The following is a 26,661-nucleotide window of genomic DNA, read 5'->3' as shown; positions in this document are numbered from 1 at the left end:
CCATGCAGCCTCGAGGCAAGATCGTCGTAGCGAGCCAGCATTATCCACCGGACACCAGCACGACGGCCGTAATCATGGCTGAGATAGCCTGCCGTCTCGCCGCCGAGCACGAGGTCGTCGTGCTCTCGGGCTGGCCGGGCGCATTGTCGGCTTCGCAGACCAGTCCCGGCAGGCCGCGCGTCGTCGCAATCAAGAACCACATGGCAGGCAAGGCGGCGCTGGTGCGGCGTGCGGTGTCGGAGCTCATGTTCGCGGCGCGCACGTTCTTCGCATTGATACGGCAGCTGAGGCGAGGGGACGTCGTGCTCACGGTCACCGCGCCGTTCATGCTGCCCTACGCGGTGGCCGCGGCAGCCAGGCTCAGGGGCGCGCGCTCGGCGCTGATCATGCACGACCTCTTTCCGGACGTCTTGGTGATGGCGGGCCTGCTGAAGCCCGGCTCGTTCGTGACGCGGACGATGCGGGCCGCCAACGGCCTGATGTTCCGCGCGCTCAATGTGGTCATCACCATCGGTCGCGATGCGGAGCGGCCGCTGCTGAGCTATTCCGGAATGACGCGGAACAAGATCCGCTTCATCCCGAACTGGGCGACGCTGGTGCCCGGCGCCCGCCCGATCACACCGGAGAATCCGTTCCGCAAGGCACTGTCGGCGCGCTTCGTCGTCGGCCTGTCGGGCAATCTCGGCTTCACCCATGATCCGGAGATCGTGTTCGAGGCGGCGCGCCTCTTGAAGGATCAGTCGGAGATTCATTTTCTGCTTTCCGGCTGGGGCATCGGCTTCGAGCAGTTGAAGCAGTTGCAGGCTGAGGCGAAGCTCACCAATGTCACCTTCGTGGCGCGGGTCGAGGATGCCGAGCTCGAAGCATTCCTGGCGGCGGCCAATCTCTGGATCATTCCATACCGGAAGGACGTTGCGGGGGTGTCGGTGCCGAGCCGGTTCTATAATCTGCTGGCGGTTGGCCGTCCCGTGGCGCTGGTGTCCGAGCCGGAGGCCGAGGCCGCGTTGACGGTGGTGGAGAACGGGCTCGGCTGGGTGGTGACGCCCGGCCGCGCCGATCAGCTGGCCGACGCGATCCGTGCGGCATCCCGTTCCGACGAGGGAGCCATGGCGGGGCGCGCGGTGAAGGCGGCTGCAAAGTTTGACCGGACCGCCGCGATGAACGCCTATGCCGGCCTGATCGGCGAATTGTTGCGGCACCCTGTTCTGGCAGAGCAAACGCACGGCCATATTACGCCGGTGTCGATGGAGTAGTTGCCGAGCTCGCCGATGAGGTGCTTAGGAAGAGGTGCCCACAGCCAGACGCAATCCCTGCGTCATGCTGAGCGGCGGCGTCCAGCCGGTCGACAGCGCGGCGGAAGGGTCAATCTCCATGGATCCTACCAAGCTATGGCGCAGCTCCGGCCTTATAGCTTGGAGGGCGAGCGTCAGGACCCCCGAAGGCACCGGCAACAGGATAGCGGTCCGGTTCATCGCCTGTCCGATCCGGCGAACGAAAGCAGTCGTCGAAATCTGCTCGTCGTCCGCGACCAGGAAAATGCGGTAAGGAGGGGCCACCGGAAGGGCGATCAAATGTGCGACAAAGGACGCAAGATTCTGCACGCTGATGAACGCCCGCTTGTTATCGACCAGACCAAGCGGAAGCGGGATCCGCCGTCTGATTGCGCCAACGAGGTGACGGAAATTACCAAGCGCTTCGCGTCCATAGACCAGTGGCGGGCGCACAACAGCTACTCGCATCTCGGATTGAGACGCCAGGCTCTGCAGGGCGGCCTCAGCCGCCGCCTTGGACCGTCCATAAACGCCGCGCGGCACCACGGCGTCGTCCGGCGTGAATGGCCCTCGACCATCGGTCGAGCTTCCGTTGACCAGGATTGTGCTCAGAAACACGAACGTGGACACCCCTGCCCGCGCGGCGGCTTGGGCCAGTTGCATCGTACCCTGCGCATTCACCGCGTCGTACAGCTCAGCCGCACGCTCGTCGTTCGGGTGGTGTACGCGGGCAGCCAGATGGACCACCGCGTCTACTCCCGCGAGTGCTGCATCCCAACTGAGGGGCGACTCAATCGAACCGACCACGACATCGTTCTCTCCGGTCCGGCCGGCACGTAGCGCCCGGCGCACGCGATAGCCGCGGCTCTCAAGCAACGGGACAAGATTGCGTCCGATAAATCCGGTTGCACCGGTGACGAGGACGACCGGTTGGTTCATGGCGGTGCGCGCTCCAGCAGATTCCGCTCAATATCGATGCGTTCGAACGACCCTTTTGATCGTCGAGGCGAAGCTCTCCGCGAACTCCCGCACCCGCTCGCTCAGCTGCTCGTTCATCTCGCGCACCACAAAGGCGGGGCGCACGAAAGCCTGCAAATGGGCGGCAAGCGCAGCAACATCGTCCGTGCCAAAATATCGTGCGCGCTCTCCAGCCTGCTCACGGTGCACGTCGATATCTGACAGCATCATCGGCACGCCGAACGACTTTGCTTCCTCGACCGTGGTGCTCCAGCCCTCGAAGCGAGATGGATTGATCAGCGCGGCACTGGCACGCAGAAGGGCATAGACTTCGGCGAGCGGAATCATGCCGAGGTAGCGGAACTGCTGCGCCAGGCCGCGGCCTGCCGCTTCACCCACTATTTGATCGAGATATCCCGGATCATTCGGATCACCACCGCCGGATACAACGACAACCGGATTGACGCCTCGCTGCGCAAGCAGCGCAAGCGCGTCTATGACAATCCTGTGATTCTTGTGACGCCAGAACTGGTTGGGGACATAGAAAAACGTTCTCGGCAGATCATACTTCTGGAGCACCTGCACCGGATCCAGCTTGAGCAGTTCGGCCGAAGGCTCGCTGGCGAACCTCACGACTGCGGTTCGGCCCGTGGTGCTCGGATAGTAGGAAAGGCAGTCGCGCTCGGCGCTGCGGCTGCTCAGAATGATGGTGCGGCCGGACAGGACCTGCAGCTGAAAACCCAGTTCACGCCGGCGCCTCGCCTTGTTTGAGAACAAATGTGGCAACTGCCGATGCTGGAAGTCCGGGATCCAGGCCACGGTCGGATAGGGAGACTTCCATCCGAAGAAGCGGGCGTTCTCCCAGATCGCATCGATTTTGTGGCTGCGAAAGCTGGATATAGCACCGCGATCCTGGGCGAACATGGTTGGCAGCAACGAAATCATCGCAGAGCGATCGAAACGCACCGAGCAAACGGTCTCGGTCGCCGGCACCTGTCGAATGGACGCGAGTTCGCTGGCATCGTGACCTTCGCCCGCGAACACCACAGGCGTAATCACGCCCGGGCAGTATTTTGCAAGGGCGTGGAACAGGTTCAGCTGATAATTGTAACCGCCCGCCCAAGCGTTGCGAGAAATCAAGGTGAAGGCGAGCCGGATGGGGGGAGCGATGCTCAATGCGACTGCCCCTTGAACCAGCTTACATATTGGGCGATGCCGTCATGCACCGGAATGCGCCAGTTGAACGGAAGGACGGCAAGTTGCCCGGCGTCGGCGACCAGGCTAAAGGGATCGCCAGCGCGGACAATGCCCGAAAACCGCACCGCTATATTGCCACCCCAGGCGTTCGTCACGATTTGGGCGATCTCAGCGACGCTGGTCGGGATGCCGCTGCCGCCATTCAGCACCTTCAGGGGCGTACTGTCACCGTGCTGGAGCCTCGCAAGGAGCCGCACGACATCCCGTACATCGATCCAGTCACGCGTCTCGTTGCCGGTGCCCCCGAGCATGAGCTCGCGTTGACCTTGTCCAAGCCGCACACAGAGGTCCCACAACAGCTGCTTGCGCAGCGAGGGACCATAGACCGAGAATAAGCGGACAATGGTCACGCGGATACCGAAGGAATCTGCGTAGCTGCGGCAAAGCTGCTCCATAATCAGCTTGTGATGACCATAGGGCGACATGGGCTGCGTGCTGGCCTGCTCCGAAATCGCGCAAGCATGATGCGCACCGTACACCGCCGCGCTAGAGGCGACGACCAGCCGGCACTCGCGCGCGGAATAGCGCAGCCACTCCAGCAGGCTCGCCGTCGCGCCGACGGTGCGAGAGAAGTCTTCATAAGGTTGCTCGATCGAACGCGCGACCGATGAACCGCCGGCGAGATGGAAGATGGCGCCGGGAGCGCCCCCGCGCTCAACAAGGCCGTCCAGATTCGGCGCGCTGATCTCGCCATTAATCCAGTCAGACAGCCCAAGCTTCCGTCGATCCGTCTCGTCGATAGCACCGTGACCGATGCCATACACTCTTTCGCCCTCCCGTGCGAGATGAGCGATGAGATGACGCCCGATGAAGCCATTGCCGCCGGTGACCCAAACGCTCATGGGGCACCCTCGTGGCAGGTCAGATGGATGCGGTCGGCCGGATTACACATAAGACTCGTCCACCCGTCCTACCATCACAGCCGGATTGCCTGCGACGATGGTATCCGCCGCGACATCCTTGGTGACGACCGCGCCCGCACCAATCACAGCGCGCGCGCCGATCTGAACGCCTCGAAGAATATACGCGCCCGCCCCCACCCAGGTGTCGTCTCCGATCGCTATTGGCCGGTCGTCCAGATCGATTTCAGCAGGATGGCCTTTCGTGAAGATCTCCCTGATCTGCTTATGCCTGTCATGATGATTGATCGGATGCGTAAGATTGTCGAACAGGTTGGCTCCATGTGCAATCAGCACGCGATCACCGAGCGATATCGAGCAGCCCGACCAGATGCGCGCGCCTTCGCCGACGTAGCACCAGGAGCCGATTTCGATTCGTCCGCCGTGAGCAAACGTCAGCAGTTCGCCGCGGATGATGCTGTGCTCGCCGATGCGGATAGATTTGGCATCGCGACGGATGTTCCGAATCCTCGCGGTCCTTAGAAGGCGCGCGCCGGCGGCGAGCTCGCAAGTGGGTCGCCCTAATAGCCGTTGCAGCAGGAGATCGAGGTTCATCTGGTCATTTGGATGCAGGCGATTGCACGCGCACACCCGGCCTTATCTTCTGTTCGCCCCCTCCCGCTGTGAGGATCGAATGCGGTCGCGCTCTCGACGGTCGCCTGCGTCGCCCTTTCCCAGCCCTGCCGGCGGTAGCTGAAGAACTCGACCTGATGAGTTGACGGTCCGAACGAATTGATAAGCCGCTCCAGCATTTGGGCATCGAACAGCTGAAACCAGCCGAAATCCTCATACTGTCCGTAAGGAACAGTGACGAAGCAGCGGCCACCCGGCCGGACGATGCGCCTGAATTCGGACATTGCAGCTGAAAACCCGAACTGGTCGCTTTCGGCCTTGCTACGATCATTGGTGTACAACAACGTGTTGTCCAGTCCAACGTGCTCGAGCGTTGAGATAGAAATCAGCGTGTCGAACAACGCGTCCTGAAACGGACTTTTGCGGAAGTCTCCGAAAACGTAGGAGTAGCCCATGTGCCAGTAGCACCGCTTTTCCGGCGCCAGGGTCATCAAGGTCAAATCCGCCTTATCGAGAGGATCACGGCTCAAAATGTACTCGTGATTGAGGGTCGAGCCCGCGTCCAATACCTTTCCGAGCTGACCGGATGCTCTGAGGCACGAAAAAAGCCATGGGTATTCCACCACGCGCTCATCTAGCCCGATGCCGAAGCCCGCTGGAAGGGGGGCATTCGGACGAACCACGTTCTGGTCGATTGCATCCACGATAGCGCGCTTTTTCCGGGTGTAGTATCCAAGGCTCCATGGCGGACAGCCTCTCAAGGCATGTACCGGCAGCAGCGTCGCGTCCAGCAGCTCTTTCGCCTTGAATAAGGCACCGTCCACGTGCATCCGTTGATCTCCTGTGCGGCGATGGCCGAGAGGAGCATGAGGTGCCCGTTCCCTATAGTTATCGCCCGCCTGCTTGAACAGCATCATATAATATCATGCAAGCGGAACCAGCGACATGGGTCCGCACGCCCCTTGTTTGTACCGACATCTGGCTATATGCGTTCCACCAGGTTGACGAAGTCACGCCATTGGCGCGTCTTTGTGTAGAAGCGGTTCAATTCGTTCCGGCCGCGCGCTGCGATCTCAGCCGACCGAGGCCAGTTCATCAGGGCCTGCGAAATTGTTGATGCCGCAACCTCGGCTGACCCATAGGTCTCGATAGTCACGCCCGGAGTCATGCCAGGCGGATAATTCCCATTGTCCGAAACCAGAAGGGCGCCGCAGCCCATCGCCTCGAAACACCGCATGTTTCCGCGGTCGGCTCCAGCCATGTCAATCGCGCCGTTGAGCGCAATTTGAAGCTCCGAGAAGCTCGTAGAAGCGCCGTCCGAATACCGGCGGGCGGGCGATCATGGCAACTGCCCGCGGTCGCCTGTGCTTCCCGAGGCCAGGGAGCAAGCGGCCGAGTGTGGATTCGGCCAACCGGGTCAGACGCGACGAATCCAGGTGAAACGCCACTTCATAGGCATTGGAAAGTGCCGCGACTTGCTCCAACGTCCTAGCGCGCGCAGAATGGTGTCGCGAGTAGCCGCCGACGATGACGACGTCGATCGGCCTCCAAGGGCCCACGTAGCTCGTCAAGTGCGCCTCGCCAGCATCCATTTCATGTTCAGATACGGCCAAACCCGTCCGACCGATTCCCAATCCCAGGCCTTCGATGTTGTCAAGCGGCCGACCGCCCGGCGCAATGCAGGCTCGTCCACCAACTCGGCGAATGCCGGAACGTTCTGATCGAGCAGGCTGGCCGTCCAGCCGGCAAGAGGCCCGTTCAACCACTCCGGCATCGGCGAGTTAAACCCCACCTTCCGGCGTCCCATGCGGATGGACTCCGGCATCTGGTTTTCCATTGCCCGCCGCGCAATGACTTTCGTGAGACCACTGGAGGATTTGCTGCTCTCCGGCAACGCCATCGTGTAGGTCACCAGGCGCCAGTCCATGAACGGCATCCGGACCTCGATGCCATGGGCCATAGAGAGGCGATCGTAGTTTCGCAGAATTGTCGGCAATACGGTGCCGTGAAACATTCGATAGAGGCGGCGATTGAACGAGCCCCAATCGCGCGGCAGCACGTCGTCATCGCCCACAAGACTGAGCTGGCCGGGAACCTGGCGCAGTCCGCCGCGCAGGAAATACTGCCCCTGACGCTTGATCATCAGCGCCCTCAACAGATCGACGCCGCGCCTGGTCAACGCTGAATTCGAGGAAATTCCCGCAAGGGCATTTCTAATCCAGAAAGCGCCGTATTGCCCTCCCTGGAAATAGCCCCCCATCAACTCATCGGCCCCGTGGCCATCGATCGACACCGGCACGTTCTGACGTCTGAGTTCACGATAGATCAACCAGATCGCACTCGGGAGCCCGATATAGACGTCATCATTGTCGTCGAGGATCTGGTCCAGCTCCGTCAGTGCGTCCGCCCGACCGATCTCGAGATAGGTCGGGTTGACTTCCGCCCACGCGGCCGCCTCCTCGGCCATTGGCCGCTCATCATTCGATGCGCCCGGAAATGTTGCGACGAAGGCGTGGCGCCATGACGTACTGTCGCGCGGTCCCATCCCGGCCTTTTCGTGCGAAGCCATGGTGCAAATCACCGCTGACGAATCGAACCCTCCCGACAAGCAGGTCCCGATTGGCACGTCGCTGCGCATCCTCAGCGCGACGGCATCCTGGAACAACTCGCGAAAACGTTCGACGCGCTCGGCTTCGGTTTTCGGCACCTCCGGCAAGTGATCGATGGTGCGCCACCAGCGTCGGATCTCCAGCTGCCCGTGACGCAACCACAAGCAATGGCCGCTCTGCAAGCGGCGCGCGTCCTGGCAGAGGGTCCGTTCGCTACCTTCGACTCCGAAGGCATCCAGCAACAGCCGCCGCGCTACGTCGACATCCAGCGACGTCCCGATCAGACCGCTTCGCACCAGAGCGCGCTGCTCCGATGCGAAAACAAAGCGCTCCGGCGACATCGCATAGAGCAGCGGCTTGATGCCGAAGCGGTCGCGCGCGAGGAACAGTTCCCTTGTTTCGGTGTCGTAGATTGCCAGCGCCCACATACCGTTGAAGCGCGACAACATCCCTTCCCGCCATTCCCGCCACGCAGCAAGAATGACCTCGGTATCCGATTGAGTGCGGAAGATCGCGCCCCGCTCCTCGAGTTCGCGCCGAAGCTCGAGGAAATTGTAGATTTCGCCATTGAAGACGATCACATGGCGACGATCAGCCGACAACATCGGCTGGTAGCCGCCCTCTCCCGGATCGATAACCGCCAGCCGGCGATGCCCCATGGCGACATCGCGATCGGCACTGAACCAGGTCCCCGCGCCGTTCGGGCCGCGATGGGCCAGGAGATTCGTCAAGCGCGATATCGCCTCCTGCTCAATCGCGTTGCCACGGAAATCAACGATACCCGCAATCCCACACATGGCTAGAAGACCTTCGCTGACAAAAGGCGGCTCGCAATCACACGCGTATCCTTCCGACATGTCGCGTCATACGGCCGGCTTCGCGAAACGGCAACGACTATCACGAAATGCTGGCCGCCAAGGCAGTGTCTCATCCTTCTGTCGCCGAGGATTATCCGAGCTTCTTGAACAGTGCGTCCATGAAGATGACGTGGCCGTCCCCTGCAGTGAATTGCTCTATGGCTCCGGCGAAACGATGTCCCGTCTCACCCAGAAGTTTACTCAGGTCTTCAAAGGTTGGAGCTCCCTTGTAGAGCTCGTCAAAGGAAATCTCGACGATCACCGCCTTCGCCGCCGCTATCGTTTTCCTGCCTCCCGCAATGACTTCGGCTTCATAACCCTGAACATCTATCTTGATCACGAGATCTTCGAGCGGTGGCGTCGGGAATTCGGCGCACACGCCGTCCAACGTCCTGACTTCGACGGGAAAGTTGGTCTGAGCACGAGTTTGGGGAAAGAGCTCCTCACACATCCCAGTCGTCGGCATCAGTGACGACGACGGCGAGTGCTCGCTATGGAAGTGCATGTTCACCACACCTGGCCTGGCCCCGAGCGCGAAGTTCAGGGCGGTCATGCGATCGTCACTGTCCTGTTCCATGCATTTCAAGAGCTTGTATGCCGCGGGAAGCGGCTCGAAGCACCAGATCTTCGCGCGGGGAAATCGGTTGAGCGCCACACGCGCGAACTGTCCCGTATTGGCTCCGATATCCAGCACATTTCGTACGTTTTCGCCCGAAATTCCGAGAAGCGTTTCTTTCGGGTGCTTGGACAAGCGTTCGATGTGAAGATCAAACTTGGCGAGAAATGCAGTGGCGAGGTGCTTCATGCTCATATGTCAACGGCCTTCGTTCCGCCATGCCGCTTTAGCGACGGCAGCAAACTATCGCGTATCAGCCTTGTTGAGGGATTGGTCAAGACGGCCAATCCGATCACGAGCGTCCCGCCAGCCAACCCCGCCAGCGCACTTGTCGATGTGCCGAGCGACGCGCGCATAGCGAAATAGAATGTCAGGCTTGCTATCGGCGCAACGACGCAAAGAATTGCAAAGCGCAGATCCGAAGGCCGCCACAGATGTTCCGACCCGCCAAGGTTCTTGGCATGCACCATTCGCATGCACCAAACGCTTCCGACGACGAGCCCGGACGTGACGCCGACAACAACTCCGCGCTCACCCGCGAGCAGGCTGAATGCATACGCAAGAACGGAACTGCCAACGGAGATCAGCAGGTGGGAAACGATGACGGGAGACAGGTATCCCGCGGCGGTCGCCAGGAAGTAGGAGGGCGCGCTCAAAATGTTGATGGTCCAACCTACGCTGAGTACCGCAACGAAGACGACAAAAGAATCGTTGCTCTTGCCTATCCACAGTATTGCGATCAGGGGAGCCGACACGACAAGGAATGCCATCGTCGGCAGCGAGAAGAAGAGCGTCATGGACAAGGCGGAGCGGTAGGCAGCCAGAAGCTCTACGCGAGAGAGCGCGGAAAGCCGGGCAAAGTAGGGCGACATGACCTGATTTGCCATGACGATCAGGTTTCTCGCCTGCTGGAGCAAGCGAGAGGCCATATCGTAGTAGGCGACGGCGTCGAGCGTTTCGACCCTGGCCAAGATGATCCTGGTAGCTGGCTCAAATACCAACATGGCAAGGCCTGCAACATGCAACTTCAATCCGTAAGCGAAAAGCAGGCGCATGTCCTTGCGCCCGGCTCTTCGTGGCACAAAGCGAAATCCCGGAAGGCTGCGCTTCAGATGCAAGGCAGAAACTGCGATCGAAACAACGTGTTGGATGATCTGCGCCGATGCGACACCGAGAAGTCCGTAGACCGGCACAAGGGATACGGTTGCTGAGAGCATGACCAGGGTCGCGGTGATGTTTGCATAGGATCGCTGGTCGGTACGAAAAACCGCCGTAAGCGCATTCAAATAAACCTGCCCCATCGTCATGACCGCAAGCAGCACCAGCGCCCATGGGACCAGCGCCCGCGCTTCATGCAAGGAACCTTGGACGGATAACGGGATCAAGAACCACAATGCTGCGGCCGAGACGAGGCCCAACGGCGCAAGTAGAACGAGAGTCCCCACGACTGCGGAATCGACCAGATCCGGGGATCGCCGAGGGTCATCGGTCTGCAATGGAAGGTAACGTATCAATCCCCTCGACAGCCCGAGATCGGCTCCGCGTCCAATCGCGGCGATGCTGAAAACGACTGCCCAAAGACCGACCTGATCCGAGCCGAGAGCACGCAGGAGGTACCCGTACAGAAATGCGAGTGCGACGCCCTGGATAGCAACATCGGCCAGGGAGGCTATCGCCTGCCTAGTGACTGTCGCGCGCATCGATAAGCCCCAGCTTGTCGCGCGGCACAAACATCAGATTGGTATAACCATACCTAACCTGGGTCTGGTGTGGCCTGGGGCCACTTCTTGATGCCTCAAACGCGACGTAACCGCGGGGAAGCAGCCATTCAACGATGGATCGCGAAGCGGGAACGTTTGGAAGGTCGAAATCGCCGAATTCTGCGATGACGACAGGCTTGTATTTCGCAAGCGATTGTTCGGCACCGATCAAGACCCTCAGCTCGGCGCTCTCCGCATCGATCTTCATGACGTCGATGCGTTGATGTCCCAGCTCGTTCCAGATATCGTCGAAGCGGCGTGCCCGAACATCGACAGGGATTCCGGTTCGCTCGAGCCCGCGTCCAACGAATGCAGAGTTGAACGATGAATGCGCATCCCCGTAGTCGCGAAACTCGAGCGTTTTTTCCTCATCGAAAGCGGCGTACTCGACGACGCTTGCGCAACCAGCTCCGATGGAGCCGGAAAGGTTCGCGCTCAGCAGGCTGCGTGTCCGCGGCATGGGCTCGAACGCGACCACATGCCCGCTCCCTCCAATGAGCCGCACGGCAAGTTTCGAAAAGAAACCAAAGTGAGCGCCAATGTCCACAAACGTGTTGCCCTCGTGCAGAGCTGCAAGCAAGAAACGGCAAACGTTCTCATCGTAATAACCGAAGCGATAGATCATTGCCGAAACCGGCTCGGGAACCACAACCCGCATCGTCTCGCCCCAGAACGTTTGGGCAGGAACTTCCTTGACGCGCCCGAGCCTCCGTAGAAAAGCAGGCGTCACAGCGCGCAGGGGGTCGGCGACCAGTCGCTGTATCCGTGACGCATTCCGCCGGGCGACTGCAGCCTCAAAAGCTTCGGCAAGTTCTCCGCTCAGGCTTCGCGACACGACCAACTCCTAGTCACCACCTGCCCCTCAAGGTCTATGTGTGGGTCATAACGAGGTTCGCTTGGATCGTCTACCGCGAATAATTGCCGCTAACGGTCCGCCTGATCGATGACCTCATGGGATCGTTGGGGACCTTCCTTGCCGAGATCGCAGGAGGTCCCGCCGAGGTCGGGGCCAATCTAGGATGCGCTGGTCCCCCGAGTTCTTGGACCAGCCTCAGTGCGATTTTTTCCGGCTCAGCTAGCCTTGGCAAGGGCCTCGGCCATCGATAAAGTCCCGGTTGCAGCGCACAGATCGAGCTGGCTTGCAGCCGACGGAGGCAGGACCCTCGGATGAGGAGGAGCCGATCTCGCGCACACGCCCTGGAGTTGGGGCGCGCTTCGCAGTCTCGATCAGAAGCGGCCCGTCCCGCGGTTCCCGCTTGTCGCGGCACTCATCACGGACCTTCGGTACCACAGTCAGGCCCGGCTGCGCCGACGTATTCGAGAGACCGCGGCACACCAAGGCTGCCGGCGGATCCATGATCATCATGCGGCGCGACGGCTAGGGGATCAACGTGAAGTGCGCGCATCAATTGAAGACTACATACTGCAACTTCAAGTGCCACGACCTAGAGCAAGAGATCGCTGCGAACTTCATTTAAATCTTCTCCAACAGCCCGCACTTCTTGACACATGGTCGCAAGCGGCCGAAGTATGGATGGGTAAGTCCTGAATTCGGGAGAACGGAACAACTCCAAAATGGCTGCTCCGATTGCACTTTTCGTTTTTCGCCGACCTGACAAGACGAGAGCCACGCTAGCATCGCTCGCTCGCTGCAGGGGAATAGAAAACATTGATTTGTATATTTTCTGCGACGGCCCTCGCGACACGCGCGACGAGCAGGCGGTTGCGGATGTGCGCGCCATCGTCGAAGCCTTCGACCATCCACGAAAGACCCTCGTCATCTCGACCGAGAACCAGGGCCTCGCCCGCTCGATCATCGCCGGTGTCACTCGCTTGTGCGAACAATACGGCCGCGTCATTGTTGTCGAAGACGACCTGACCGTCTCACCTGCATTTCTTGACTATATGAATACCGGCCTTGATACCTTTGCAGGTGATCCACGCGTTATGCAGATCTCCGGATTTGCGTTTGCGCGAAGCAACGCATCGCCGAACTCAACAGCACGGTTTTTGCCAATCACGACGTCTTGGGGCTGGGCTACATGGGAACGATCGTGGCACGATTTTGATCCCGATGCCCGAGATACCGATGCCTTGCGCTCCAACTACGCACTTAGATCGCGCTTCGACCTTGGTGGGCTATTCGGCTATTACGACATGCTACAAAGGCAAGAAGCGGGCCGCATAGATAGTTGGGCAATCCGATGGTACTGGTCGGTGTTCCGCCGAGATGGGCTAGTGCTCTACCCTCCCATCAGCCTCGTTCGGAATGATGGGCTCGACAGCTCGGGAACTCATACGTCACGTTCAAAATTGCTATGGCGAGGCCTAAATCACGAGTTACCGGAATCGTCGCCGCCGATGCCGGACCAGGTTGCAATCAATCAAGCATCGCTTGCCGAGCTCGCGAGCATCGTAGATCCGCTATTCTATCGAAGAGCAAGAAACCTTTTGCGCGGCCTGCTTTTCCGCGTCAATCTGATGATGCAAACCTCAATGCGAGGACCAAGGTAACTTTCGGAAGAGAGCTTGTGAACGATGAGCGGCGTTTTACTTCGATCACTCAGCCTCACTTTGTTGAGCCTCCTGCCGATCGCATCGCTAGTGTATTTTCTCTCATTACAATTGTTAGGTATCAACCACGAATCCTCATATTTTACTGTCTGGTCCGTAGCTGTTTGGTTTATACCTTTGGCTCTCCTTCTGCCGAACCTCATCCGTCGCCAGGTGAGCATTACAGCAATAGACGTTACATTCTGCCTCGTTTCCGTCTTGCTTGCGGTCCATCTCAAGGTTTTCACACTCCATGCAGGCCTACGCGACTGGGCCCTCCTCGTGACGTTCTGGGTCGGCCCCTATGCTGCAGCAAGGCTCGTTTCCGCGCAGGACATAACGCGCATTCTCAAGATCCTCGGAGCGATAGCGCTGACAGTAAGCGCAGCAGTGTTCACGTGGCAGTTCTCGCTGCAGTTGACGGCGGGCGATAATTTACGACCGGTCATGCTGGGCCTCAACCATGGCGTACTAATCGTGGCCGTTGCGCTCGGCATCTCCGTTGTGATCCAAGTCAGCGACGCGTCCGCAAAATATTCGCTCGCAACCTATGCGAGGCCGATGATCGCCGCGCTGGTCACCGCTGATCTCGTGGTACTCGGGGCGCGCGGCGTCGTTATCGCGGACATCGCGACTGCCTTGCTAATGGTACTGGCTCCCACTCGCGATGGACGCCGCGGGCGCATTGTCGTTTTCGCCGCCATACTTGTCGGAGCCACGCTCGCACTGATATTGAACCACGTTGCCCGCGACTTCATGGTGCGCACCTATCTGCCGCTAGAACCGCCGGCGGGCGCTGGCGTTCCGGACTTCGGAGTTCCGGGCTTGGGAGTTCCGGGCTTGGGACGAGACTCGCGGGCGGAGTGTGATCAACTCAATAAAATGGTTGATTCGACGCCGATTCGGATTTGGCTGCTTCAACAAGGCTTCTTACTTTTTCAAGAAACGCCAGTATTCGGAATCGGGCTCGAAAACTTCGCCGCCCACACTTGCCCAGGCAGCTTTCCGCATAGCACGATTTTACAAGCCTTCGTCGAGATGGGCGCTGTTGGGGGCATCGCGTACGCACTATTGCTCGCCACAGCGATATTCTCGTTAATCGGCTTGACGATTAATCGTCTCCCTTGCAAAAGTCGCCCAGTGATTGTTGTGCTCGCATTGCTCTCATTCTTCATAATTCTCGATCAATTCTATGGACGGATTCTTTTGTCGTCGACAGCTAGTCTCTTGCTGGGCTTTTCAGCATCACTGGTCACGCGATCCGAGCATCCGCACCTGCGCGGCAGGCCTATTCCAAATTCTGAAAACTCTCGGTGAGATGATTATGAGGAATGACCAAGCTTTCCACGGGACGACCGCCTCCTTCCCGACCCTGTCGATCGTCACGCCGTCCTTCAATCAAGCACCTTTCCTGCAGCAGACGCTCGACAGCGTTCTTGACCAGAAATATCCTGGGCTCGAATACATCGTCATCGACGGCGGCTCCACAGATGGATCCCGCGAGATCCTCGAAAGCTACAGTGACCGCTTAACATTTTGGGTTAGCGAGAAAGATCGCGGCCAAGTGCACGCTCTCAACAAGGGGTTCGAGCGCGCTACCGGCGACTGGGTAGGCTGGCAAAATTCCGACGATTTCTATTTGCCCGGAGCTTTCGAATCCTTTGCCGTCGCCACTCGACGCTTTCCCGATGCCGACATCGTTCTGGCCGATATCGTCCTCGTCGATGAAGCTGGCACGCCGATCCGTGATGTCAGATATGTCAAGCCAACCTACGGAAGCCTATTCGCAGAGGGCATGGTGCTCGCGAACCAGGCGGCATTCTGGCGCCGCGCCCTGCATGAGCGCGTTGGATTTCTCGATGAGCAGTACAATTGCTCGTTCGACTATGATTGGTTCATGCGCCTCCTCAAGTCTGGACGCGCGGTCCACGTTCGGGAGCATTGGGGCTGCCTCCGGTATCATGGTCAATCGAAAACGAGTGTCCTCACCGAACGTTTTGCGAAGGAGAACATGGCAATTCGCGGTGGACGCGCACCATCAGGCTTGAGCGTCGCCTACTCCCAATTGCGCCGCCTCGCCCTGATGCTTGCCCACCGCGATATCGGATACGTCATGCGCGGCTTATGGCGGCGCGCTGGCCGGAATTAAAGCATGATCCGGAAAAGTACGCAGCGGTTTTCCGAAAAGATCTTGCAAACAATAACCTAAAGCGCGATGACGATTCATCGAATCTCATTGCGTTTTAGGTGGGGTCGCGTTCCCAGATCATGCTGTCGCCCGCTGGTCACCGACCGACGGCGACAGCAAGAAGAATCCCCCGTTGATCCAGCCGCCGTCGTCGCCTGGCTTCTCTCGAAATTGACGACACGATCGCCCTCGATCGCGATCGCCGCGAACCGCTTGGCCGGCCGCACCACCGAGACGGTGCCCGGCGCCCGTGCGCCTTGTGAAAGGCGGTCTCGGCGCCGAGATCGATGTCGGCGACGTCGTCGCCATAGATCAACGCAAAAAACGGGACATCCGCCACATAGCCGCTTCGGCTTGCCGCCGGTCTGGGTGTTGTCGCCGGTATCGACCAGCGTGACCCCGCCAGGGCTCGGTGGTTTCGCGGTTGACCTCCATCCGGTTCCCGGCAAGATGGAGGGTCACGTCGGACATGCCGCCGATCTCGACCATGGGCTTGCGTCGCGTCGGTCTCTTCGGAGATTCGGGTGCGAGACCTCCCGCGAGAATGACGACTTTCATTGAGTGCCTGCTGCGGTCTGGGATCGGCCCCGGTTTCCGCAAACACCTGGCGACCGGGCATCGTTGCTTCACGCAGCTTATGTGAACGTCGACGACCGTGCCGACACGAAAGCGAACTGCGAGGCGCTGAATATCACCGGGTTGGCTAGCCGTCCCTCGCCTTTGGGAAACAGAGGGTTCAGGGCCGAATGACCCGCCGCAGCCACTCTTCCACCGTATCGCGGCAGTCGCTGCTGTCCCATGCGATGGGGCTCAGTGTTCAAACATGGAGATGCCAGTCGATTGCGTGAGACGCAACCGGCCCGATCGTCCCGTCGGCATTGAGATCCTGATGAAACCGGGCCTCCGCCAGCAGCAGCGTGGCGCTGGTACCTGACACCTGACCGGTGCTGGTGGCGAAGTTGCCGCTGCTGTCGGTCGTCCAGATCGCGAACTGATCGCTGCCCGAGTACTTCCACGCCACCTCGTAACCGCTCGAGGTCTGCTCCGCGGCGATCGGCGTCCAGGCGCCGAACTGACTGGCCACCACCGGCGAGCCGACGTATTTCAGCGCAGGTCCGAAGCCGTCGGCTACAGGATTCATGTAGAAATTGCTGCCGCTCTGCACCAGGCTCGTGCTGCCGAACGCTTCGATGCTGGTCGTGGGCATGCCGATGACGCCATCGCCGTTGAGGTCCTGGTGGAAGCGGCTCTCGGCTTGCTCCAGCGTGGCGCTGGTGTCTGACACCTGACCGGTGCTGGTGGCGAAGTTGCCGCTGCTGTCGGTCGTCCAGATCGCGAACTGATCGCTGCCCGAGTACTTCCACGCCACCTCGTAACCGCTCGAGGTCTGCTCCGCGGCGATCGGCGTCCAGGCGCCGAACTGGCCGGCCACCACCGGCGAGCCGACGTATTTCAGCGCAGGTCCGAAGCCGTCGGCTACAGGATTCATGTAGAAATTGCTGCCGCTCTGCACCAGGCTCGTGCTGCCGAACGCTTCGATGCTGGTCGTGGGCATGCCGATGACGCCATCGCCGTTGAGGTCCTGGTGGAAGCGGCTCTCGGCTTGCTCCAGCGTGGCGCTGGTGTCTGACACCTGACCGGTGCTGGTGGCGAAGTTGCCGCTGCTGTCGGTCGTCCAGATCGCGAACTGATCGCTGCCCGAGTACTTCCACGCCACCTCGTAACCGCTCGAGGTCTGCTCCGCGGCGATCGGCGTCCAGGCGCCGAACTGACTGGCCACCACCGGCGAGCCGACGTATTTCAGCGCAGGTCCGAAGCCGTCGGCTACAGGATTCATGTAGAAATTGCTGCCGCTCTGCACCAGGCTCGTGCTGCCGAACGCTTCGATGCTGGTCGTGGGCATGCCGATGACGCCATCGCCGTTGAGGTCCTGGTGGAAGCGGCTCTCGGCTTGCTCCAGCGTGGCGCTGGTGTCTGACACCTGACCGGTGCTGGTGGCGAAGTTGCCGCTGCTGTCGGTCGTCCAGATCGCGAACTGATCGCTGCCCGAGTACTTCCACGCCACCTCGTAACCGCTCGAGGTCTGCTCCGCGGCGATCGGCGTCCAGGCGCCGAACTGGCCGGCCACCACCGGCGAGCCGACGTATTTCAGCGTAGGTCCGAAGCCGGCCGCCGGGTTCATGTAGAAATTGCTGCCGACCTGGACGAGGCTCGTCGCCCCCACGGCTTCGATGGAGACCGGCGGGCTCACGAGCGCGGCGCTCGGGGCCGTGGTATCGGCAAACTGGAAGTTCTCGATCCCGGTCAAGGTGTCGGTGCCGTCCGGCGCGCCCGCGCGCTGGTCGACAACGATGAAGGTCTGGGTGGCCGCGTTGTACGCAATCGCGTAGTTCGCCATGTTGCCCGAATAGACCGCCGTATCGGTCCCCGCGCCGCCCGCGATGGTGTCGTTACCGCCAGCGCCGGCCAGCATGTCGTTGCCGGATCCGCCGTTGAGCACGTTGGCGATGGCGTTGCCGACGATGGTGTCGTTGCCGGATCCGCCGATGGCGTTGTCTATGTAGGAGCGGGCGTCGCCGCTATAGAGATAGGCGTTGTAGACGTTGCCCGACGCGTAATGGCCGTCGCCGAGATACGCCAGCTGCACCGAGGAGAACACCGACGAGGCGCCGGGATTGAGGTTGATGCTGAGGTTGGTTGTGTAGTTCGACAGGTCGTAGGTATCGACGCCGCCGCCGTCCCAGACCGTCTCGTAGATGCGGTTGGCCGAGCCGCCGAGGCCGCCGCCCGGCGCGAGCTGCCCAACACCGTTGATGAACTCCTGGCCGGTGGTCGGATTCCAGGTGTAGACGGTGTTGCCGCTTTGGGTCGTGTAGTCCGCGCCGTACATCGTCTGCAGCGCGAGGATATCGTTGGCCATGTAGGTCTGAGGATATCCGTACGCTTCGTTGGTGTACCCGCCCGTGGTCGACGCGCCCACATAGCTGCGGTAGCTCATGACGGTGTATTCGCTGTCGTCATGCGCGCTCGGCACCGCGACATTGGCGGGGCCACCGGCCTCCTGGCTGTGCTTGAGGCCGACGGCATGGCCGAGCTCGTGCAATGCTGTCGTGAAGTAATAATTCCCGAGCTTGGCCAGCGAGAAATTGTACTGAGTGCCGAACCAGACGTCGCCGCCGGGCGCGTAGTTGCCGGGATAGTAGGCATAGGCGGTCGGATTGGCCGCCGGCGACTGCGCGATCATGATGTCAGCGCCGTTCGTGCCCGCGTACTGGATATTGGCGTTGGTGTAGCTGAGGATCAGACCGATCGCGTAATTGATCGCCGCCTGGATCTGGGTGGGCGCCGAGGCAAAGCCCGAAGTGGTCGGCTCGCTGTCGCCGCCGCTGTAGGGATTGGCGTAGTCGTTCGGTGCGTCGGGAAAGCTGTAGGTGATCGTACCGGACCATTTGTAGCCCGACAGCAGGCCGTCGATCTCGGCGTTGTTGGTGGCACTGACATTCACAGCGGTAGCCAATTGAATCTCCAAAGCAACGCGTCGTGTGATTCGCCGCGGGGGCACATAATTCTAGCTAGAGAGTTAAACGTTTGGTTTAAATGGGGCAGCGGCGTTCGCGGCGCTTCCATAAGGCTGTATTAGCCATCAGATTCCGTAGTCATACGGAAGACGAACGTGGGGTTTCGTTCCCGGAACACCCCTCATTTGTAGGGTCTTCATGAAACGACATTCACTCCCGGCCGGCCTGTTTGGCGCGCTGATCGCGCTTGCCGGACTGCCCCTGCAACCCCTCGGAGGACTGCCTGTCATGGTGGAGAAGGCCAAGGCGGACGACAACGGCAAGGCGGGGCGCGCGCCCTCCATGCCGATGGCTCGCGATCCCGCCGTTGCGGTGGCGGAGGAATACGAAGCTGCACGCCGCAAGGGAACTCGGGAGGCGCTCGAGCTCTTCATTGCGCGTCACGGCGATGATCCCCTGGCCGAGCAGGCGCGGGCCGGGTTGAAGCGCCTGCCGCGCTGATCTCGCAGGTACCGCATCAGGCATGGCATTTCGGCAGGCGGGACCGGCGCCGGGCCGGGCTTGTCGCGTGGTCTTTCGGCACTATGGTAGGCCCGCAATCTGTCCTGGAGCCCTGCAAGATGCCCTTTCCGCATGCCTCGGAAGCCCTGTCGCGCTTTACCGTGCTCGATCTGACCCGCGTCCGATCCGGGCCGACCTGCGTGAGGCAGCTGGCGGACTGGGGGGCGAATGTCATCAAGATCGATGCACTGACCGAAGACGCCGGCGGCGAGCAGCCGGGCGGCCCCCGGCGAGGCTCCGACTTTCAGAATTTGCATCGCAACAAGCGGGCCATGACGCTGAACCTGAAGGACGAGCGCGGGCTCGCCGTGTTCAAGCGCCTCGCAGTCAAGGCCGACGTCGTGGTCGAGAATTTCCGGCCCGATGTGAAGAAGAAGCTCGGCATCGACTACGACAGCCTCGCCAAGATCAACCCGCGCATCGTCTATGGCAGCATCTCCGGCTTCGGCCAGGATGGCCCCTACCACAAGCGGCCCGGCTTCGATCAGATCGCGCAAGGCATGGGCGGGCTGATGTCGATCACCGGAGCGCCGGGCGAAGGCCCGATGCGCGTCGGCATTCCCGTCGCCGACCTGACGGCCGGCCTGTTCTGCGCCATGGGCATCCTCACCGCGCTGCTCGAGCGCGAGGTCTCGGGCAAGGGCCAGTGGGTGCAGACCTCGCTGCTCCAGGCACAGATCTTCATGCTCGACTTCCAGGCCGCGCGCTGGCTGATGGAGAAAGAGGTCGCCAAGCAGGCCGGCAACAACCATCCGACCAGCATCCCGACCGGCGTGTTCAAGACCTCTGACGGCTACATCAACATCGCCACCACCGGCGGACGGATCTGGGAGCGCTGTGCGCAGGCGATCAGCGCACCGGAGCTCTATGCCCATCCCGACTATGCGACCGCCCCTGCCCGCTCCAAGAACCGCGACGCACTCAATGCCGAGATCGAGAAGCGCACCGTGACGAAATCGACCGAAACCTGGGTCCGCGAGCTCAACGAGGCCGGGGTGCCCTGCGGGCCGATCTACGCCATCGACCAGATGTTCGATGACGCCCAGGTCAAGCATCTTGGCATCGCCCAGGATGTGCCGAACGAGGAGGGCCGCCATATCCGCCTGGTCGGCCAGCCCGTGACGCTGTCACGCACGCCGAGCAGGATGGTGGCGCGGCCGCCGGAATTCGGCGAGCAAACCGACGAGGTGCTGAAAGAGTTCGGCTTCGAGTCCTACGAGATCGCAAGCTTGAGAGAAGCTGGCATCGTCTGATTTACTCAAGTCATTGAGCTGCGATCATGGTGCGCGTTCGGAAAAGCGCGCCAGTGCATACTGATTGAGGGACTATGAAAAACCAGCTTAGCTCATCTACCGTAGAGAGGAAGCAGTGTGGCTGGGCCCGACATTTCCGGCGCGATCTGACGCTACCGAACTCGACAGCCATAAGCGATCTTCTTGCTGTGGTCACGGTCGCGTCGCTGCCATGGTCCACAACCATCACCTCTATCTTCAGCGCTCTCTTGGTTCTTAGTGTATGTCCGAGGATACGCGTTGAAGAACTTATAAATTTGGTACGCCACTCCAGAAGCAGGCGCTTGCTTTGTTAGGCACTTTGTGGGCGACCGACGTCTCTGTGGCCGCTCGCCTGCCGGGTGTAAATCCCGCACTAAAGTTCCTTATGATGCCTTTCTTACTATATTCCTCCATAAGTCGTCGCGTCCGGTTTGGGTACTTTGGGCATTCCTCGGATCCTGTACCGCCCTCTTGATCCTGTCCTGGGTCACAGTTTTCGTGCCAAATCTCACTCCGACTGCAAATTTGCGGCCTGGAGTTCCCGTAAAGAACTATATTGATCAAAGCCAATCGTTTGCCCTGTGCGCCGTAGTGCTTGCTTGGCCGATCTTAGAGCTGATTAAGGCTCGCAAACTTCACTTAGCTCTGCCTCTGCTTGCGCTATCGATCGCGTTTCTCGCCGACCTATCCTTCGTGGTAGTCGCTCGGACAGCTCTAATAGAGCCGGCTCCGCAAATTTGAACAGGTCGCTAAGTGGAGTTTCTGCCTGAAGGCGGCGATAATCGCCGTGAACAGGAGAGACCATGAGCAGACGACCGCGCCGGAACCACACACCGGCCTTCAAGGCGAAGGTGGCACTGGCGGCCCTCAAGGGTGATCGGACGATAGTCCAGCTGGCCGAGCATTTCGACGTTCACCCCAATCAGATCACGGCTTGGAAGTCACAGCTTGAGGGCAGCGCTTCGGAGGTTTTCGGACCGGGAGGCGGCGTGCTGGCGATGCCCGCGGTCGATGTGAAGTCGCTCCACGCCAAAATCGGAGAGCTGACGCTGGAGAACGATTTTTTAGAAGGCGCGCTCACCAAGGCGGGATTGCTGAGCGCAAAGCGATGATCGACCGTGAGCACGATCTGTCGATCACCAGGCAAGCGGAAGTTTTGCAGATCAGCCGGAGCAGCGTTTATTACCTGCCGCGGTCGGTGCCGGCCGCCGATCTCGCGATCATGCGCCGTCTCGACCAGCTGCATCTGGAGTTTCCCTTCGCCGGTTCGCGGATGTTGAGAGGCCTGCTGGCTGCCGAGGGGTGCAAGATCGGCCGCCGGCATGTCAAAACGCTCACGCGGCGGATGGGGATAGAGGCTCTCTATCGCCGTCCCCGCACCACCAAACCCGAGCCCGGCCACAAGATCCATCCGTACCTGCTGCGCGGCATGGCGATCACGCGGCCGAACCAAGTCTGGGCGATGGATATCACCTACATCCCCATGGAGCGCGGTTTCGTCTACCTTGCTGTCGTGCTCGATTGGGCGACCCGCCGGGTTCTGTCGTGGCGGCTGTCGATCACCATGGAAGCCGCCTTCTGCGTCGAGACGCTGGAGGATGCGTTAGCCCGTCACGGCAAGGTCCATGGAACAACTTCCTCCGAAATCGGCTCGACCTTCCATAGACTTGCGGTACCGGCGCGCACGGTTGCAGCTACCTGAGCATGCCTCGGTTGATATAGTCACCGAACAATGCAAAATCTCGAGCCTTTTATCGGTGAAGCTTTGGTCGTGCTGGCCAATCAAATAGAATTCCGCACCGATCAGGGCGTGAAGGCGGTCCGCTACGCGGCGAATTTCCTCCCGGAGGTTTGCGCCGTCTTTGCGCGCGCCCAACGGGCCGGAGTCTTAAAGGTCGCCCAGCGTAACATTGCTCACCGCGCCGGAATTATCGCCGAGCACCTCCAACGCTCAGGCACGACGTCTCTCATTGATGAAGCCACTGGTTACCGAGAAATCTCGCGAGCTGTAGACGCGCCGGGTGGTTATGGCCGCGGAGAATACATCCAAGCGCGCCCACAATCTTAGTTCTGCGATAGACTACTTCCGTCCAGATGGGCTTGCGCTGTTGAAGAGTGCATCCAAGCCCCTCGGGATCTTTGCTCATATAGGCCTTACGGCGAACCGCTATTGTCACTTTCTACGTGGGACGCGGGACGGGCGAGAACTCGGCGCAAATGGATCGCCATTCATTGCAGGCCGTTGCGGCGCCATGGGAACGGACGCCAGTACGCGCCCCGGTTGCATATTCGCGATGATTTCTTTGCTAATTTGAGAAGATTGAGATGGCCGGACCGACAAAGGCAGGTGGGCGGATCGGGTACGGGCTGAGATCCATCGTGCGCCATTCCCTGGCGACGCTCCTCGCCACCACCGCGCTCGGCGGCGTCACCGCGCATGCCGTGGACGGCACCTGGACCGGCGGCTCCTCGGACTGGACCGCCCCGACCAACTGGTCGTCCAACCCGAGCGTGCCGAACGGGACCGCGACCTTCGCCAACCCCGGCAGCACGGCGGTCGACAACAACAACGGCGCCGTCAGCATCGGCACGATCCAGTTCGCGAACACCTCGCAGGCCTATACGTTCACGATCGGCAATCCGTTCATCGTCAACGGAACGGGCATCATCAACAACGACACGGTCAATACCCAGAACTTCGAGGTCACCTCCGGCAACAATCTGGTGTTCCAGAACAGCAGCACCGCGAGCGGCGGCGCCGGAATCGTGATCATCACGAACGACGTCGGCGGCAACGTCAATTTCATCCAGATCAGCACGGCCGGAACGGCAAGGCTCATCAACAACGGCGTCGTCACGTTCGGGAATTCGGCCTCTGCCGGCAGCGCCACGATCACCACTAACAACGGCGCAACGACGAACTTCACCGGCGCGGCCACCGGCGGCAGCGCCAGATTCATCGCCAATGCCGGCGGCACCGTCGATATCTCAGGCCTGACTAGCGGCGGAATGACGGCCGGATCGATCGAAGGCGCCGGCAATTATGTTCTCGGCGCCAACACACTCAGCACCGGCAGTCTCAACACCTCGACCCAGGTCGACGGCATCATCTCCGGCACCGGCGGCCTGACCAAGGTCGGCACGGGTACGCTGACGCTGGCCGGCACCAACACCTACACGGGCGCGACGACGATCTCGGCCGGAACACTGGCAATCTCGGGCTTTGGCAGTATTTCGTCATCCAGCGTCGTCACGGTGGACGCGACGTTCGACATCTCGGCCTCCGCCGTTCCGTTCAACGCAATCACGACGCTGGCCGGCAGCGCTTCTGGCGTCGTCAACATGGGTGGCAACGGGCTGGTGATCACCAATGGCTCGACCGAGTTTGCCGGCGTGATCCAGGGCACTGGCGGGATCGAGGTGTTCGGCGGCACACAGACGCTCTCCGGAGTGAATACTTATTCGAATGCCACGCAGATCGATGCCGGAGCCACTTTGGCGATGAAAGGCGCCGGCTCGATCGCGAATTCGGCGTTCGTCTCGTTCAGCGCGGCGAACGCCACGCTCGACGTATCGCAGACCACCTCCGGCACATCCGTCCGCGGCCTTGGTTCGCCCGCTGGCAGCGGCATCGTCGCGTTGGGATCGAAGACGCTGACGATCACGTCCGGCAGCGTCTTCGGCGGCGTGATCCGAGACGGCGGCATTGCCGGTGGTAGCGGCGGCGGCATTGTCATCTCGGCCGGTGCCGTTCAGGCTCTCGGGGGCGTCAACACCTATACCGGAGCGACCACTATCCAAGCCCTTGGGGAGCTGGACCTCGTCAACTCGGGGGGGGGACCGACGGCAGCATCGCGACCTCGAGCAATGTCATTGCCAATGGCATCTTGGACATCACGGGCTTGAGCATTGGCACCTCGATCAAATCGCTGTCGGGCTCGGGCAACGTCAATCTCGGCGCCAACACGCTGACGATCACGAACGGCAACGGCACCTTCGCGGGTGTGATCGATGATGCCGGCGCGGGGGGCGGCCTTACACTGACGGGCGGCACGCAGAGGCTCACGGGCGCCAACACCTATACGGGCGCCACCAATGTGAATGGCGGCACGCTGGTGGTGGACGGCTCGATCCTGAACAGCCCGACCACCGTCAATGCCGGCGGCACGCTCGCCGGCACCGGCACGATCGCGGGCGTCGCGGTCAACGGCGGTACGCTGGCGCCCGGCAGCACGACGAACCCGTTCGGCCCGATGACGATCGGCGGATCGCTGACCTTTACCGCCGCCTCGACCTATCTGGTGCAGGTCTCCTCGGCCAATGCGAGCCTCACTCGGGTCACGGGCGCAGCCGGTCTCGGCGGCGCGGCGGTGAGCGTCAACTTCACATCGGGTACGATCAAGAAACAGTATACGATCCTGACCGCGGCCGGCACCCTGGCCGGCAGCACCTTCAACCCGAACGTCGCCTCCAACACGCCGACGCTCAACGCGACGCTGAGCTACGACCTCAATAACGTGTTCCTCAACGGCAACGTCAATTTCGCGCAAGGTGGCGGGCTCAACATCAACCAACAGAACGTCGCGAACACACTGACCAACTTCTTCAACACCACCGGCGGTATTTCCCTCGGCCTTCGCGACACTGTCGCCAGCGGGGCTGACCACCGCCTCGGGCGAGCTCGGCACCGGTATCATCCAGTCGGCGATCAATGCCGACGGCCAGTTCCTCAACCTGATGCTCGACCCGACCGTCGTCGGACGCAGCGGCGGCTTCGCCAAGGCGGGCAGCGTCGCACAGTTCGCCGAAAGCGATGAGGCAGCCGCCTACGCCGCGATGCGGCCGGCCACCGCGCGCGAGCGCGAGGCTTACGCGATGGCGACCAAGGCGCCGCTTTTTTCCTCGCAGCCAAGCAGCCGCTGGAGCGTCTGGGCGGCCGGCTATGGCGGTTCGGCCGAGGTCGGCGGCAACGCACTGGTCGGCTCGCAGGATCTGACGGCGCGGGCCTGGGGCGGCGCGGCCGGCGCAGACTACAGGATCTCGGCGGACACGCTGGTCGGCTTTGCGCTCGGCGGCGGCGGACTGAATTACTCGCTCGCCAATGCGATGGGTTCGGGCTCGGCCGACCTGTTCCAGGCCGGCGTCTATGGCCGACACAATTTCGGACCGACCTACGTCTCGGCTGCGCTCTCCTATGGCTGGCACGACGTCACGACCCACCGCACCGTGACGCCCGGCGGCTTCGACCAGCTCCAGGGCCGTTTCAAGGCCGACACGTTCTCGGCGCGCTTCGAGGGCGGCTATCGTTTCACGACGCCGCTGATCGGCATCACGCCCTACGCTGCGGCGCAGGTGACGAATTTCAATCTTCCCAATTACTCAGAAGTCAGCCTCAACGGCGGGCTGTTCGCCCTGAACTACGCTTCACAATCGCTGACCGATACCCGCTCCGAGCTCGGCCTGCGTACCGACAAGTCCTACGCCATGCAGAACGGCGTGCTGACGCTGCGTGGCCGCGCCGCCTGGGCGCACGACTACAATCCGAGCCGCGCCGTCACCGCGCTGTTCCAGACCTTGCCGGGCACCAGCTTCGTCGTCAACGGCGCCAAGGTCGATGCCGAGTCCGCGCTCGTGAGCGGCAGCGCCGAGATGAAATGGCTGAGCGGCTTCTCGATCGCCGCCACCTTCGACGGCGAGTTCTCAGGCAACGTCACCAGCTATTCCGGCAGGGGCGTGTTCAAGTACGCCTGGTGAGCTGACGCAGCCGC

Annotated in this window: 21 protein-coding genes and 1 pseudogene; 11 read left to right on the top strand and 11 right to left on the bottom strand. The window is 61.1% G+C overall.

The features are described from left to right. Positions 1-2: 2 nt before the first annotated feature. Positions 3-1,253 carry a glycosyltransferase family 4 protein gene (locus AB5K84_RS15925; protein WP_162603666.1) on the top strand — a complete coding sequence of 417 codons (1,251 nt, stop codon included), beginning with the start codon at positions 3-5 and terminating at the stop codon, positions 1,251-1,253. A 24-nt stretch (positions 1,254-1,277) separates the two neighbouring features. On the opposite strand, the gene AB5K84_RS15920 is transcribed toward AB5K84_RS15925, so the two are convergent. The 10 genes from AB5K84_RS15920 to AB5K84_RS15875 form a co-directional block, all read right to left on the bottom strand. Beyond that, the gene (locus AB5K84_RS15920; RefSeq protein ID WP_110116713.1) at positions 1,278-2,210 is read right to left on the bottom strand and encodes an NAD-dependent epimerase/dehydratase family protein; all 933 of its coding nucleotides are present in this window, start codon (positions 2,208-2,210) and stop codon (positions 1,278-1,280) included. A gap of 27 nt (positions 2,211-2,237) precedes the next feature. Beyond that, positions 2,238-3,404, bottom strand: a complete 1,167-nt coding sequence (locus AB5K84_RS15915) for a glycosyltransferase family 4 protein (protein ID WP_110116714.1) — start codon at positions 3,402-3,404, stop codon at positions 2,238-2,240. Further along, on the bottom strand, positions 3,401-4,327 hold the full coding sequence (locus tag AB5K84_RS15910) for an NAD-dependent epimerase/dehydratase family protein (RefSeq protein WP_110116715.1): 927 nt from the start codon (positions 4,325-4,327) through the stop codon (positions 3,401-3,403). The genes AB5K84_RS15915 and AB5K84_RS15910 overlap by 4 nt, the downstream gene beginning before the upstream one ends. A gap of 42 nt (positions 4,328-4,369) precedes the next feature. Then, a complete protein-coding gene (locus AB5K84_RS15905; RefSeq protein ID WP_110116716.1) occupies positions 4,370-4,939 on the bottom strand; it encodes an acyltransferase in 570 nt (189 codons plus the stop codon). After that, complete coding sequence (locus AB5K84_RS15900; protein WP_110116717.1) at positions 4,936-5,874, bottom strand: methyltransferase domain-containing protein; 939 nt, start codon at positions 5,872-5,874, stop codon at positions 4,936-4,938. The genes AB5K84_RS15905 and AB5K84_RS15900 overlap by 4 nt, the downstream gene beginning before the upstream one ends. 65 nt (positions 5,875-5,939) lie before the next feature. Continuing rightward, on the bottom strand, positions 5,940-6,218 hold the full coding sequence (locus AB5K84_RS15895) for a glycosyltransferase (protein ID WP_246790636.1): 279 nt from the start codon (positions 6,216-6,218) through the stop codon (positions 5,940-5,942). 306 nt (positions 6,219-6,524) lie between these two features. Beyond that, the gene (asnB, locus tag AB5K84_RS15890) at positions 6,525-8,423 is read right to left on the bottom strand and encodes an asparagine synthase (glutamine-hydrolyzing) (RefSeq protein WP_246790637.1); all 1,899 of its coding nucleotides are present in this window, start codon (positions 8,421-8,423) and stop codon (positions 6,525-6,527) included. Between the two features lie 91 nt (positions 8,424-8,514). Next, complete coding sequence (locus tag AB5K84_RS15885; RefSeq protein ID WP_162603667.1) at positions 8,515-9,228, bottom strand: FkbM family methyltransferase; 714 nt, start codon at positions 9,226-9,228, stop codon at positions 8,515-8,517. A gap of 2 nt (positions 9,229-9,230) precedes the next feature. Further along, on the bottom strand, positions 9,231-10,739 hold the full coding sequence (locus AB5K84_RS15880) for an oligosaccharide flippase family protein (protein ID WP_110116719.1): 1,509 nt from the start codon (positions 10,737-10,739) through the stop codon (positions 9,231-9,233). Then, on the bottom strand, positions 10,720-11,634 hold the full coding sequence (locus tag AB5K84_RS15875) for an FkbM family methyltransferase (RefSeq protein ID WP_162603668.1): 915 nt from the start codon (positions 11,632-11,634) through the stop codon (positions 10,720-10,722). Before AB5K84_RS15875 ends, AB5K84_RS15880 begins: the two co-directional genes overlap by 20 nt. 740 nt (positions 11,635-12,374) lie before the next feature. Between AB5K84_RS15875 and AB5K84_RS15870 the strand changes: the two genes are divergently transcribed. Genes AB5K84_RS15870 through AB5K84_RS15860 form a run of 3 tightly spaced genes read left to right on the top strand, consistent with a single transcriptional unit; the run spans position 12,375 to position 15,501 of the window. Continuing rightward, positions 12,375-13,313, top strand: coding sequence for a glycosyltransferase (locus tag AB5K84_RS15870; RefSeq protein WP_110116721.1), 939 nt, complete (start codon positions 12,375-12,377; stop codon positions 13,311-13,313). Positions 13,314-13,337: 24 nt separating this feature from the next. Continuing rightward, positions 13,338-14,669, top strand: coding sequence for an O-antigen ligase family protein (locus AB5K84_RS15865; RefSeq protein WP_162603669.1), 1,332 nt, complete (start codon positions 13,338-13,340; stop codon positions 14,667-14,669). 7 nt (positions 14,670-14,676) lie between these two features. Further along, a complete protein-coding gene (locus AB5K84_RS15860) occupies positions 14,677-15,501 on the top strand; it encodes a glycosyltransferase family 2 protein (RefSeq protein WP_162603670.1) in 825 nt (274 codons plus the stop codon). Between the two features lie 856 nt (positions 15,502-16,357). Here AB5K84_RS15860 and AB5K84_RS15855 read toward each other — a convergent pair. Next, complete coding sequence (locus AB5K84_RS15855; RefSeq protein ID WP_110116724.1) at positions 16,358-19,057, bottom strand: M10 family metallopeptidase C-terminal domain-containing protein; 2,700 nt, start codon at positions 19,055-19,057, stop codon at positions 16,358-16,360. A gap of 199 nt (positions 19,058-19,256) precedes the next feature. Between AB5K84_RS15855 and AB5K84_RS15850 the strand changes: the two genes are divergently transcribed. The 7 genes and pseudogenes from AB5K84_RS15850 (at position 19,257) to AB5K84_RS15820 (ending at position 26,647) form a co-directional block, all read left to right on the top strand. Then, positions 19,257-19,559: a hypothetical protein gene (locus AB5K84_RS15850; protein WP_110116725.1), complete on the top strand. Its 303-nt coding sequence runs from the start codon at positions 19,257-19,259 to the stop codon at positions 19,557-19,559. Positions 19,560-19,678: 119 nt separating this feature from the next. Further along, complete coding sequence (locus AB5K84_RS15845; RefSeq protein ID WP_162603671.1) at positions 19,679-20,872, top strand: CaiB/BaiF CoA transferase family protein; 1,194 nt, start codon at positions 19,679-19,681, stop codon at positions 20,870-20,872. An 824-nt stretch (positions 20,873-21,696) separates the two neighbouring features. After that, positions 21,697-22,514, top strand: a pseudogene (locus AB5K84_RS15840) (IS3 family transposase); the annotation flags it as partial. Positions 22,515-22,625: 111 nt separating this feature from the next. Then, entirely contained in the window at positions 22,626-22,961 is a 336-nt protein-coding gene (locus tag AB5K84_RS15835) for a hypothetical protein (protein WP_110116727.1), read from the top strand. 257 nt (positions 22,962-23,218) lie between these two features. Continuing rightward, on the top strand, positions 23,219-24,799 hold the full coding sequence (locus tag AB5K84_RS15830; protein ID WP_246790638.1) for a beta strand repeat-containing protein: 1,581 nt from the start codon (positions 23,219-23,221) through the stop codon (positions 24,797-24,799). Next, positions 24,796-25,710 (top strand): autotransporter-associated beta strand repeat-containing protein, encoded by a 915-nt coding sequence (locus AB5K84_RS15825; protein ID WP_246790639.1) that lies wholly within the window; start codon positions 24,796-24,798, stop codon positions 25,708-25,710. The genes AB5K84_RS15830 and AB5K84_RS15825 overlap by 4 nt, the downstream gene beginning before the upstream one ends. Next, the gene (locus AB5K84_RS15820) at positions 25,631-26,647 is read left to right on the top strand and encodes an autotransporter outer membrane beta-barrel domain-containing protein (protein WP_246790640.1); all 1,017 of its coding nucleotides are present in this window, start codon (positions 25,631-25,633) and stop codon (positions 26,645-26,647) included. The genes AB5K84_RS15825 and AB5K84_RS15820 overlap by 80 nt, the downstream gene beginning before the upstream one ends. Positions 26,648-26,661: the final 14 nt, after the last annotated feature.

The sequence above is a fragment of the Bradyrhizobium sp. 1200_D9_N1_1 genome (genome assembly GCF_052075915.1).
Taxonomy (GTDB): Bacteria; Pseudomonadota; Alphaproteobacteria; order Rhizobiales; family Xanthobacteraceae; genus Bradyrhizobium; species Bradyrhizobium diazoefficiens.
This window is presented reverse-complemented; position numbering and strand designations above follow the sequence as displayed.

Coding starts and splice junctions, on each gene's coding strand:
- AB5K84_RS15925 (WP_162603666.1), top strand. CDS start 3: ATGCAGCCTCGAGGCAAGATCGTCGTAGCGAGCCAGCATTATCCACCG.
- AB5K84_RS15920 (WP_110116713.1), bottom strand. CDS start 2,210: ATGAACCAACCGGTCGTCCTCGTCACCGGTGCAACCGGATTTATCGGA.
- AB5K84_RS15910 (WP_110116715.1), bottom strand. CDS start 4,327: ATGAGCGTTTGGGTCACCGGCGGCAATGGCTTCATCGGGCGTCATCTC.
- AB5K84_RS15905 (WP_110116716.1), bottom strand. CDS start 4,939: ATGAACCTCGATCTCCTGCTGCAACGGCTATTAGGGCGACCCACTTGC.
- AB5K84_RS15900 (WP_110116717.1), bottom strand. CDS start 5,874: ATGATGCTGTTCAAGCAGGCGGGCGATAACTATAGGGAACGGGCACCT.
- AB5K84_RS15895 (WP_246790636.1), bottom strand. CDS start 6,218: ATGGCTGGAGCCGACCGCGGAAACATGCGGTGTTTCGAGGCGATGGGC.
- asnB (WP_246790637.1), bottom strand. CDS start 8,423: ATGTCGGAAGGATACGCGTGTGATTGCGAGCCGCCTTTTGTCAGCGAA.
- AB5K84_RS15885 (WP_162603667.1), bottom strand. CDS start 9,228: ATGAAGCACCTCGCCACTGCATTTCTCGCCAAGTTTGATCTTCACATC.
- AB5K84_RS15880 (WP_110116719.1), bottom strand. CDS start 10,739: ATGCGCGCGACAGTCACTAGGCAGGCGATAGCCTCCCTGGCCGATGTT.
- AB5K84_RS15870 (WP_110116721.1), top strand. CDS start 12,375: ATGGCTGCTCCGATTGCACTTTTCGTTTTTCGCCGACCTGACAAGACG.
- AB5K84_RS15865 (WP_162603669.1), top strand. CDS start 13,338: ATGAGCGGCGTTTTACTTCGATCACTCAGCCTCACTTTGTTGAGCCTC.
- AB5K84_RS15860 (WP_162603670.1), top strand. CDS start 14,677: ATGAGGAATGACCAAGCTTTCCACGGGACGACCGCCTCCTTCCCGACC.
- AB5K84_RS15850 (WP_110116725.1), top strand. CDS start 19,257: ATGAAACGACATTCACTCCCGGCCGGCCTGTTTGGCGCGCTGATCGCG.
- AB5K84_RS15845 (WP_162603671.1), top strand. CDS start 19,679: ATGCCCTTTCCGCATGCCTCGGAAGCCCTGTCGCGCTTTACCGTGCTC.
- AB5K84_RS15835 (WP_110116727.1), top strand. CDS start 22,626: ATGCAAAATCTCGAGCCTTTTATCGGTGAAGCTTTGGTCGTGCTGGCC.
- AB5K84_RS15830 (WP_246790638.1), top strand. CDS start 23,219: ATGGCCGGACCGACAAAGGCAGGTGGGCGGATCGGGTACGGGCTGAGA.
- AB5K84_RS15820 (WP_246790640.1), top strand. CDS start 25,631: ATGCTCGACCCGACCGTCGTCGGACGCAGCGGCGGCTTCGCCAAGGCG.